A 10,764-nucleotide genomic window follows, 5' to 3' on the forward strand; every position below is an offset into this window, starting at 1 on the left:
GGTCATAATTAAAGGAGCTAAATATGCTTATTTTAACTCGTAGAGTAGGTGAAACCTTGATGGTAGGTGATAACGTTACCGTCACAGTACTGGGTGTAAAAGGCAATCAAGTGCGCATTGGTGTCAATGCACCGAAAGATGTATCAGTGCATAGAGAAGAAATTTACATGCGTATACAGGCTGAGAAAGGCCAAACTGATCCGTCAGAGTAATGTGTAGCGCAATTTCAAGGCTCAGCAATATGCTGAGCTTTTTTAATTGCAATTAATAGATATGTTTACTTAAACAACTAATCGCTTCTTGGTTTGTTTAAAAAACTAACGAATAAGCAAAACTATCCAAAAAACCATTGACTTCAAGGGCTGATTAAGTAAACTTGCGCTCCACATTTAGGAGAGGTGGCCGAGTGGCTGAAGGCGCTCCCCTGCTAAGGGAGTATAGGGTTTATAGCCCTATCGAGGGTTCGAATCCCTCTCTCTCCGCCATTTGTGATGTTAATGTTTTAGAAGTAGTAAGAAGAGTACAGCGCGTGCGTAGCTCAGCTGGATAGAGTACCTGGCTACGAACCAGGCGGTCGGAGGTTCGAATCCTTCCGCACGCGCCACTTCTAACATCGACAATAGTAAAAGATTTACCGTTTTTGCGCGTGCGTAGCTCAGCTGGATAGAGTACCTGGCTACGAACCAGGCGGTCGGAGGTTCGAATCCTTCCGCACGCGCCATTTACAAAAGAACCACCCCCTGCGGGTGGTTTTTTTGTAAATGACACATGTGGTTGGTTGAGAAGCTCCCTAGGTTCGACAAATCGCTGACAAGCGATTTGAAACGAGCAGCTATGCTGCGAAGCCCGAAGGGTTAAAAACGCCAAAGCGTTTTTAATTCATCCTTCCGCACGCGCCATTTACAAAAGAACCACCCCTTGCGGGTGGTTTTTTTGTGTCTATAAATCACTCAAATGTTTAGTTATGCAATTAAACTGCATAAATTCATTGTTCTTGCGCAATAAGGGCGCATTTATAGTTGTTTTTTAATAATCACCATGATATCTAAGATCGCTAAAATAAAGGTAGAAGCAAGAAGGTAAGGCGCAGTGAACGAACTACTCATTGAAGCGGCTGTATTACTGGGTGTTGGTATGTCAGTAGTATTTGCGTTTCTTAGCATGTTAATAGGCGGTATTAAACTAATAGCTTGGTATGCGGCTAAATATCCTAGTCCAACTCAAACCAATATTATTCATAATAAAAATAATGTACTCCCAACAACGACAGTGAAACCCGATATTGTGGCGGCCATCAGTGCTGCCGTGCATATTCATCAACAAAAACAACATTAGGGACACCCATGTCAAATAAGTTGAAACTTACCGAATTGGTGCTGCGAGACGGGCATCAGTCATTGCTTGCAACACGCTTGCGTTTAGAAGACATGTTGCCAATTGCGAAAAAGCTCGACGCTGTTGGTTATTGGTCAATAGAATCATGGGGAGGTGCAACGTTTGATGCCTGCATTCGCTTTTTGGGAGAAGATCCGTGGGAGCGTATTCGTGCCCTAAAAAAGGCCATGCCCAATACTAAGCAGCAAATGCTGTTGCGCGGGCAGAATTTATTAGGTTATCGCCACTACGCCGATGATGTTGTAAAAGCATTTGTTGAGCGCGCGCACGCAAACGGTGTAGACGTTTTCCGTATTTTCGATGCGATGAATGACGTACGCAATCTACAAACCGCCATTGCCAGTGCAATTAACGTGGGTGCCCATGCTCAAGGCACATTAGCGTACACCGTGAGCCCGGTGCATAAGCTTTCATTTTGGTTAGATATGGCGAAAAAGCTTGAAGATATGGGAGTGCATTCCATATGTATCAAAGATATGGCAGGCCTGCTCAAACCCTACGATTGTGAAGAGCTCGTAACTGAGCTTAAAAATACTGTAAAAGTCCCCATCGCAATGCAGTGCCACGCCACCACAGGCTTAAGTACTGCTAGCTACCAAAAAGCAGTAGATGCAGGTATTGATATGCTCGATACCTCGATATCATCAATGTCGATGACTTACGGTCATACTGCAACTGAAACTATGGTGGCTATCGTTGAAGGGACATCCAGGGATACTGGTATTGATTTAGATAGCCTCGAAGAGATTGCGGATTATTTTCGCAGCATACGCATTAAATATGCACAGTTTGAAGGAAGCTTAAAAGGTGTAGACGCCCGGATTTTGACCGCACAAGTGCCGGGGGGAATGCTCACCAATATGGAAAGCCAGCTAAAAGAACAGGGTGCGCAGGATAGATTTCATGAAGTCTTACTTGAAATACCCAAAGTGAGAAAAGACTTAGGCTATATTCCTTTAGTCACGCCTACGTCTCAAATTGTAGGCACCCAAGCAGTAATTAATGTGCTTTCTGGTGAGCGTTATAAATCTATTTCAAAAGAAACTGCGGGTATTTTAAAGGGGGAATACGGTGTTACCGCCGCACCGGTTAATCAGGAATTACAGGACAGGGTCTTAAACGGTGATAGGCCAATTACCTGCCGTCCTGCCGATTTGATTGAACCTGAATTGCAAATGCTTGAACAAACCTTGAGTGATATTGCAAAAGAAAAGTCTATTCAACTGGCCGATGTTAAAATTGACGACGTGCTGACCTACGCGCTCTTTCCTCAAATTGGCCTTAAGTTCTTAGAAAATCGCAACAAGCCCGAGGCTTTTGAGGCTGCGCCAAGTGCCGCTAAAGATGCCACCGAGGCAAAGCCAAATCCGGCAGTGACCGAAACGCACAGTAGCTATTCTGTGCGTGTCAATGGACAAGTTTATCAAGTAGAGGTTGCCCAAGGCGGTGAGTTAAGTGCTATCGACATGGTGCCGGCAAGGCCTTCGCAAACCAGCTCTCCAGCATCATTACCACAACAAAGCGCGTCAACTAATGAACATACAGTGTTGGCTCCGTTATCTGGAAATATTGTTAAAGTCATGGTTAGTCAAGGTCAGCAGGTACAAGAAGGCGAGCTTATCTTAATCCTAGAAGCAATGAAGATGGAAACTGAAGTGCGTAGCGCCTATACCGGAACTGTAAACGCGATTCTGATCAAAGACGGCGATGCAGTGACTTCTGGTCAGCCTATTCTAACCATAGGATAGACAGCGCATGGAAAAGTTAATGATACTTTGGCAAAGCACTGCTTTGCCGCATTTCGAGATTGGCCAATTAGTGATGATGCTAGTGGGCTTTGGCTTACTGTATTTGGCAATTGTCAAAAAGTTTGAACCGCTATTGCTATTGCCCATCGGCTTTGGTGCACTGCTTACTAATATACCCTTAGCTGGATTTTCAGAAGTGGGTGGCTTACTGCATTACATTTATTATGCAGGCGTCGACACTGGAATATTCCCACTGTTAATATTTATGGGGGTAGGCGCAATGACTGACTTCAGTGCGCTGATTGCTAACCCTCGTATGCTGTTGCTCGGAGCCGCCGCGCAATTCGGAATTTTTGCAACCTTGTTTGGTGCGATTTTACTCAATGGAATACCGGGTTTTGAATTTACCTTAAAAGATGCTTCTGCAATCGCTATTATTGGCGGCGCAGATGGCCCAACAGCAATATTTTTAGCCTCCAAATTAGCACCTGAATTGTTAGGAGCCATCGCCGTTGCCGCATATTCATATATGGCACTAGTGCCTATTATTCAGCCGCCAATCATGAAAGCGCTGACCACGGACGCAGAGCGCAAGCTGCCTATGGCGCAACTGCGTATGGTTAGTAAAAAAGAAAAGATTTTGTTTCCTTTGGCGGTATTAGTGTTAACCCTCATCTTTTTACCCACCGCTACGCCCCTAGTTGGGATGTTTTGTTTTGGCAATTTATTAAAAGAATGCGGTGTTGTTGACCGATTAAGTAACACCGCGCAAAACGAATTAATTAACATCGTCACGATATTTTTAGGCTTAGCAGTTGGGTCAAAATTAAGTGCTGATAAATTTTTGACGGTCGAGACCCTCGGAATTTTGGCACTGGGCGCGGTTGCTTTTTCAATTGGAACAGCGGCTGGTGTATTAATGGCAAAGGTTATGAATCGCTTTAGCAAAGACAATATTAATCCATTGATTGGAGCTGCAGGTGTTTCTGCTGTGCCTATGGCTGCTCGTGTGGTCAATAAAGTCGGGCTTGAGTCCAATCCGCATAACTTTTTATTGATGCACGCTATGGGCCCAAATGTTGCTGGTGTGCTTGGTTCAGCCGTTGCCGCGGGAATATTGTTAGCCTTAGTGGGGTAACTGGAACGCTACTTGCTTATGCTTAGCTAGGTTCTTTTAGAGTAAAGCTAACAAGTGGCGTTTGATTTAATACTGACTAAACATAAATTACTGTTTGTATTCTTACTCATTCTGGCAATGACCGTGGGTTCGCGCGCGGTTGCTGACGATAGTATTGAGTACAAGCAGCGCAATGCCACCGAACGTTACGCCGACGGTGAAGAGCTATTATTTTCTCTAGTCGTTGATAAATATTCTCTGGGTGAAATCTTCACCCAAGTTAAAGATGGCCAGTTTTATCTTTTACTTGACGATGTCATTACATCAGCCAGTTTTGCTATAAAGCCGACTTATTCGAAAGGGCAAACGCTTTATGAAGGGTTTTGGTCAAAGCGTTCTAATACCTTCACTTTACTGCTTTCTGCAAATTTAAGTCAAAACGATGATTATACAGACGGTGCGGTCGCATTAGTTACATTAAACGGCGAAACCTTTCCGGTTACCGACAAAGAGCTCTATCAAATTGGAAGAGATGTATATGTCAATGCCGCCACATTGGAAAAGTGGTTTTTAGCGACTCTTACCTTCGAAGAAACAGAGCTTCAGGTCGTTGCCGATACCGAAATACTTTGGCCATTTCAGCAGTCACAGGTCCGAGAAAATACGCGGGTTTCTTCAATTAGTCGAATAGGCAATGCTGAAGAGCTTCATCATGATTTCGGGTATGCATTTCGGTCACCGCAGGCAATTGACTTGATTGTCGGTGCTCGTGGCGCAAAATTGGGTGAAGATACTAGAAGTTTCCAAGGCAACTACAGTGTGCTTGGACGCCAAGACTTGCTCGGCGTATCAACCAGGTTTTTCTTTGCAGGTGACACCAATAAAGTACTGTCGCAAGGCACCGTCGACTTTTCAAAATATTGGGTTGATGACGATACTGGACCATTAGGCATTACCAGTCTTAATTTTGGTGATGTGCAAGGTGTGCGCGTTGGGAATAGTTCGATTTCGGCAAGGCGCGGTCTGTCGATTAGTAATCAAAAATTCAATAATGAAACTCAGCAAGAAAGAACCAATGTGACTGGCATAGTGCAGGCCGGATGGGATGTCGAGCTATACCAAAATGGCGTGTTGATCAATCAGCTTTTTGATATACAGCAAGGCCGCTATGAGTTTCTAGATCTACCACTATTTAGTGGCTTAAACACATTTGATGTAGTGAAGTATGGCCCTGAAGGTCAAGTAGAAAAAGAAACCATTGAAAAGTTACTTACCGGTAGCTTTGCCTCTTTGTTTACACCTACTTATGAAGTCTCTTTAACACAGAATAATGCTAGCCTACTTGAGATCCAAGAAAATACGCTTTCCACCGACAACGGGTTTTCACTAGACGGACGATATGAAATTGCATTGGCTGAAAACTTTGGACTTAACTTTGGCCACAGCATCGCGGTTGGCAACTCTCAGGCGAGTAATGTATACACTACAGGTGCTATTTACCGTCCGTTTGATCGATTACTGCTCGACGCTGACTATCGGTATAACGAAGGTTCATCTCACGAGCTAGAACTAAGTGCCCGCAGCAACTTTTGGCAACAAATGATTTCAGCAAGAGCGTCATTAAGTGAGGACATTTCAGGTTTAACTGCTAAAGACAGTAGTTTTTCTTCAAACTTAAGTGTTTCAGGCGGAGTGTTAAATACAGAATTTCTTAAAATATTTCAACAAACAGAGGTAACAGCAGGTTCTACTTTCGACGATACCGACTTTTTGAATGTTAGCAACCGTCTTTCCTTTCATTTCAAGCCTTTTTCGATAAACAATAGTTTTGACTGGAGAAAAGTAAGTTTAGCAGACGGCACCGAAGAAGATTTTAAATTTGGTAACCTGAATTTAGTCACATCCCTCGGTAAAGTGTTTACACGCGCAGGTGTTTCCTATCGGATGGAAGAGGATGCCGCTGACATTGATTCGGCATTTGTCTCCACCAATTGGTTTGCGTTTGAAAATTATGCGTTTAGAGCTGAGATTGCACACTCATTCTCTGACGATAATACTAGATATAGCCTTGGTGTTGACTGGCGGCATGAATTATTTGCTATTAATACCCGTGTTGAACATTCAGAGTTGTTCGATACTTCATTTACCATTAGCGCCCGTATAAGCTTTGCCGAAGCGCCCACTGAATTTGGTTACATTCAAGATAGAAACAGCCTTGCTAACGCAGGTACTCTATTGGTGAGGGTATATCACGACGTTAACAACAATCGGATTTTTGACGGCGATGATATTCCCCTAAAAGACGCAAAAGTTGAAGCCGTTCAGTCTAGACGAATTGTGAAAACCGATGTAATAGGGATTGCCCAACTGGATAATCTTCGTAATTTTACTAAAACAGATATTACCGTAGATAAAAATTCAATATCCAACCCCTTGCTTGTGCAATCAACCATCAACGCCTCTATTACTCCTAGACCAGGTCTTATTTCGGTGCTCAATTATCCTATGATTGAAGGGGGAGAAATAGAAGGAGAGCTTACGTTTGAGGATGAATACGGACGGTTGCAGTATGTTGCTAATGCGCCAATGGAAATTAGAGATGGCAGGGGAAACGTAGTTGAAACCTTAAAGTCAGGTTTTGATGGATATTTTTATTTTGCTGGCTTAGTCCCGCATCAATACACCGTTTCTATTCGACCGGACTATTTAGAACAATACGCATTTGAGATCCCCAAACCGCTTGTGCTCTCGATAAAAGAGCAAGGTGACCAGCTCTTAGGTTTAGATTTTAGACTAGAGAAGAAACAGAAAGTCGAAGGCTTTATTGTGCACAGTGGTATTTTTGAAAATACTTCGATGCTGCACACCTATTACGAACTTTTTGTGCGTAGGCTTTCACAGATCCCCGACAGGATAGAAACATCACCCTTTAAGCATAAGCTTACTGGCGGCAAATATACCTTAGGTGTGAAGTTTGTGAATACAAAACTAGAAGCCGATACGACCTGTTTGTGGCTAGCGCAGTATTTTAATAACTGCAGTGTTAGAGATCATACTTACTACATATCAAAAAATGGATCGTAACTTGCTTAGAATCATTAAAAACTGCCCAACAGTTGGGTAAAAGCATGCCGCGGGCTCGCTTTGTTAACGAAGCGTCAAATTTTTGATTATATATAGAAGGTTAATTCACTATGTCATTTTGTAAGTCACTTATAAAGGTTTTCAGCATTTTGACCATGTGTTCGTATCTATCTGCTTGCTTATTAACAGATGCATTTAAAACAGAAATGATTGAAAATCACAATAAGCAATCACAACTTAGTGAGATTGAGCAAGAGCGCTTAGAATTGTCTGATGAAAAGTCTGAGCTCACTAAGAAAATTCAAGAATTAGAGCGTCGCTACACGTTAAAAGAAATTGAAGACAATATAGAAGATTTCAAAGCCCTTAGACCAAGCATTACACGCTTAATCGAATTAGAGTCTGACCTTGCCTTTGTCACCGAGTTTTTGCGTAACAAAGAGAAACCAGTTTCTTTTTCTGCGAATCAGCCCCTAGGAGACACCCTTGGCAGTCTGCCAGAGTTATCTGATATTGTTGAGCAGCAGCAAACCCAAACCTTGCTGACTAAAAATAATGGCAATGTCGAGCCTGGCTTCGATACACCTCAGCAAAGCAGCCCAAATGTTAGCGTCATGGCCGCCACTCCGATTACCGCACCCATTATTAAATCAACGACGTCGGCAATAGTTGCAACCGACAGCAAGTTTAGTAACTTTGAGGGTACATCATCAAATCTTGTTGTTGCTGCAACGACAACTGCTCCAGAAATGGATACAAAATTCAGTCAAGCCCAGGGACCTCATCAAGGCTCAACAGAATCCTCTGGTTCAAACGGCTCAACATTAAGACCCATAACTTTTCAGGGTAATACTATGAATGGTCGCAGTAGCAGTGAAATAGTCGCAAATATTAAAGATAAGGCCTTACCATTAAATTTGCCTACAGATTGCCAAGCGAGTCCATCTGGTGGTCGATATTCTGTTCACTTGGCTTCTTACTCGAATGAAAAGAACGCTAAGGCGGGCTGGCAGAGCCTTGCAAGTAAATATGCCAATGTACTGTGTGCGCTCACGCCTAAATTAGCAAGCGTGCAAGTTAAAGGCACGCCATACCTTTCTCTTCGGCTAGGGCCAATTGATAACAAAGCCATGGCGCAACAAATTTGTAAAACAATTCAGGCTAAGGGTGACTACTGTGCCAGTGCGCCATACGAAGGTGCAAGTCTGTAATATGTGTTACCGTCGTCGCGCTACCCTTATAAAATCAGTTTGCCTGATTACTTTTTTAATGGTGAGTTCTGTTGCAAAACTGGCTTATGCTCAACAAATTATAGAAATTCGCCCGATTTCGTTTGGTACTGTAGTAGTGCTAGATAATAGTACTGTAGGCTCAATAAACATCGACGCTATTGGTAATGTCAATATAAGTAATCACTTTGCGATTATTGCTCCCCCGCTTTATGGTGAATTCCAACTGTTAAACTATCCGGTCAATGCCAACCTTTTTTTATCAGGCGGGATCTTGCAGGGGCAATCATCGACGCCGGTCTTTTCGCCTGAGCAATTTACACTCACTGCTGTGAATGTGCTGGGCATTGTCAATATCGGTAACGATGGCAGCGCAATAATAAGAGCGGGTGGACGATTAGAGACATCTGGCTCAGGCAGTTTAAGCTTTGGCGACACCACCTATACCAGTCGCATCATTATCACCGTTAATTTTTAACTTTAAACAAGAGTAAATTCTATGAAGTATTTTGTTATTTTATTCATTCTACTGATACCGTTCACTAGCTTCGCTAATTTGATGATATCCCCGACTAGAATCAACTTTGATAACCGTGACCGTATGCAAGAGGTTATGATTATTAATTCAGGTAACGAAGAGCGGGTCTATCGAATTGGTTGGGCCGAATATCGAGCCAAGGAAGTGGGTGGCTACATTGAGCTTGAGAGCCCAGATCCTAATATACCCGCCTTAAGCCCGCATATGCGAATATCTCCAAGACAAGTTAGATTGGCGCCAGGCGAACGTCAAACAATTAAATTACAATTGCGCAAGCAAGCTGATATGCCTGAAAGCGAATATCGATCGCACTTACTATTTACAGTGCTGCCGCCAGAAAACACCACTACTAATCAAAGCGATGCAGAAGGTATTAGAATGCAAATTAATATGTTTATTAGTTACAGTATTCCAGTTTTGTATCATCCAGAAATCCGCGATGTAGATGCTCAACTTAAATTTCATGAGCTTAGTACGCGAGCAGACGAAAGTGCAGATTTAAAAATTTGGATAGCGCGAAAAGGCGACCAATCTGCCTTTGGTAGACTCGAAGTATTTAGCGTAGACGACAACAAACAAATTGGCATTGCTAATAATATTAGTGTGTTTAGAGAGCTAACAGAAGCTCAGCATAGTGTTCGTTTACCTAATTTTAGTCAGTACAGTGGAGTAGAAAAAGTTAGGTTGAAGTATATCGGAGAGAAAGAACATGCCGGAAAGACCTTTATAGATGAAGTAATAGCGCTTCGTTAGTTGAATTTGAAAAAAGTATTAAGGTTTATAAAAAGCTGTCGATAAACATCTTGTAGGTCATAAAACCTTAACCTGCTTCGTAAGAAGCTGACAGAGTTGTCGCGAGGAAGCTTGCGTACTATGTCATTGATTTTATATAAGCAAACGGAGAAATTCCATGTTCAAACGCAATCAATTGTATGTATCGCTTTTTGCGGCCACTATGGTCTTAGGTACAAGCACAGCAATGGCACAAGAGTCTGTAAGTTCTAGTGCATCTATCGTCGTACAGAACGCTTTCGACTTAACTGAAGTTGCGCCACTAGACTTCGGTACGGTTAGAGCAACTGTTGATTCTGACCCAACTGATGATACTGGTTCAGTAAGTATCGCTTCATTTACCCTGGGCGCAGATGGTTCTACAGGTTCTGTTTCATTGGCTGGTGGCGCAACCACAGTAGCTGCTCTTAGCGTCATTGCTAATGGTACACCTGCCGAGTTCGCTATTGCTAATGCATCGCCTTTTACTACTATCAACATCAGTTCAGTAACGGCTTTTGACCTAGTCAACACGGGTGCAGCGCCTGGCACAGCAGTATTTGGTGTAAGTTCTGTAATCTTTAGAGAAGTAGGTGCAACCGCTAACGGTACTACAGTAACAACTGATATTGGCGGCGCCGCTGGATTTACGCTTGGTGCAACCTTGTCTACAGATGATGCTACATCCGCCCAGACTAATTATGCTGACGGGACATACTCTGGTACATTTGTAATGCAAGTTAGCTACTAAGATTCGCATTTAAACGTTTAAATGCGTTTGCACGACGTCATTCAAAAGCCAGCTTAATCGCTGGCTTTTTTACGTTTTCAGTTTAGTGAAGGGGTTTGCTGGCATGAGATGGAAAACATTTCAAAAATATA

At 42.8% G+C, this 10,764-nt stretch carries 9 protein-coding genes and 3 tRNA genes; all 12 read left to right on the forward strand.

The window, feature by feature from the left end:
• Positions 1-23: 23 nt before the first annotated feature.
• Positions 24-212: a carbon storage regulator CsrA gene (gene csrA / locus AB9H30_RS01155; protein ID WP_371192752.1), complete on the forward strand. Its 189-nt coding sequence runs from the start codon at positions 24-26 to the stop codon at positions 210-212.
• Positions 213-392: 180 nt separating this feature from the next.
• Positions 393-485 (forward strand) — tRNA-Ser (locus AB9H30_RS01160).
• Between the two features lie 42 nt (positions 486-527).
• Positions 528-604, forward strand: a tRNA-Arg gene (locus tag AB9H30_RS01165).
• A 40-nt stretch (positions 605-644) separates the two neighbouring features.
• Positions 645-721: transfer RNA gene (locus AB9H30_RS01170), tRNA-Arg, on the forward strand.
• 368 nt (positions 722-1,089) lie between these two features.
• Positions 1,090-1,335 (forward strand): OadG family protein, encoded by a 246-nt coding sequence (locus AB9H30_RS01175; RefSeq protein ID WP_371192754.1) that lies wholly within the window; start codon positions 1,090-1,092, stop codon positions 1,333-1,335.
• A gap of 8 nt (positions 1,336-1,343) precedes the next feature.
• Positions 1,344-3,143: a sodium-extruding oxaloacetate decarboxylase subunit alpha gene (gene oadA, locus AB9H30_RS01180; RefSeq protein WP_371192755.1), complete on the forward strand. Its 1,800-nt coding sequence runs from the start codon at positions 1,344-1,346 to the stop codon at positions 3,141-3,143.
• 7 nt (positions 3,144-3,150) lie between these two features.
• On the forward strand, positions 3,151-4,281 hold the full coding sequence (locus AB9H30_RS01185) for a sodium ion-translocating decarboxylase subunit beta (RefSeq protein WP_371192756.1): 1,131 nt from the start codon (positions 3,151-3,153) through the stop codon (positions 4,279-4,281).
• Positions 4,282-4,335: 54 nt separating this feature from the next.
• On the forward strand, positions 4,336-7,344 hold the full coding sequence (locus tag AB9H30_RS01190) for a hypothetical protein (protein ID WP_371192757.1): 3,009 nt from the start codon (positions 4,336-4,338) through the stop codon (positions 7,342-7,344).
• Positions 7,345-7,499: 155 nt separating this feature from the next.
• Positions 7,500-8,555, forward strand: a complete 1,056-nt coding sequence (locus AB9H30_RS01195; RefSeq protein ID WP_371192899.1) for an SPOR domain-containing protein — start codon at positions 7,500-7,502, stop codon at positions 8,553-8,555.
• A gap of 58 nt (positions 8,556-8,613) precedes the next feature.
• A complete protein-coding gene (locus tag AB9H30_RS01200) occupies positions 8,614-9,051 on the forward strand; it encodes a hypothetical protein (protein WP_371192759.1) in 438 nt (145 codons plus the stop codon).
• Between the two features lie 21 nt (positions 9,052-9,072).
• Positions 9,073-9,864, forward strand: a complete 792-nt coding sequence (locus AB9H30_RS01205) for a molecular chaperone (protein ID WP_371192760.1) — start codon at positions 9,073-9,075, stop codon at positions 9,862-9,864.
• A gap of 157 nt (positions 9,865-10,021) precedes the next feature.
• On the forward strand, positions 10,022-10,633 hold the full coding sequence (locus AB9H30_RS01210; protein ID WP_371192761.1) for a hypothetical protein: 612 nt from the start codon (positions 10,022-10,024) through the stop codon (positions 10,631-10,633).
• The last annotated feature ends 131 nt before the right edge of the window (positions 10,634-10,764 follow it).

This window comes from Glaciecola sp. SC05 (assembly GCF_041380235.1).
Classification (GTDB): domain Bacteria; phylum Pseudomonadota; class Gammaproteobacteria; order Enterobacterales; family Alteromonadaceae; genus Glaciecola.

Bases quoted from the DNA above. Each gene is read 5' to 3' on its own strand.
- csrA (WP_371192752.1), top strand. From the start codon at position 24: ATGCTTATTTTAACTCGTAGAGTAGGTGAAACCTTGATGGTAGGTGAT.
- oadA (WP_371192755.1), top strand. From the start codon at position 1,344: ATGTCAAATAAGTTGAAACTTACCGAATTGGTGCTGCGAGACGGGCAT.
- AB9H30_RS01185 (WP_371192756.1), top strand. From the start codon at position 3,151: ATGGAAAAGTTAATGATACTTTGGCAAAGCACTGCTTTGCCGCATTTC.
- AB9H30_RS01195 (WP_371192899.1), top strand. From the start codon at position 7,500: ATGTGTTCGTATCTATCTGCTTGCTTATTAACAGATGCATTTAAAACA.
- AB9H30_RS01200 (WP_371192759.1), top strand. From the start codon at position 8,614: ATGGTGAGTTCTGTTGCAAAACTGGCTTATGCTCAACAAATTATAGAA.
- AB9H30_RS01205 (WP_371192760.1), top strand. From the start codon at position 9,073: ATGAAGTATTTTGTTATTTTATTCATTCTACTGATACCGTTCACTAGC.
- AB9H30_RS01210 (WP_371192761.1), top strand. From the start codon at position 10,022: ATGTTCAAACGCAATCAATTGTATGTATCGCTTTTTGCGGCCACTATG.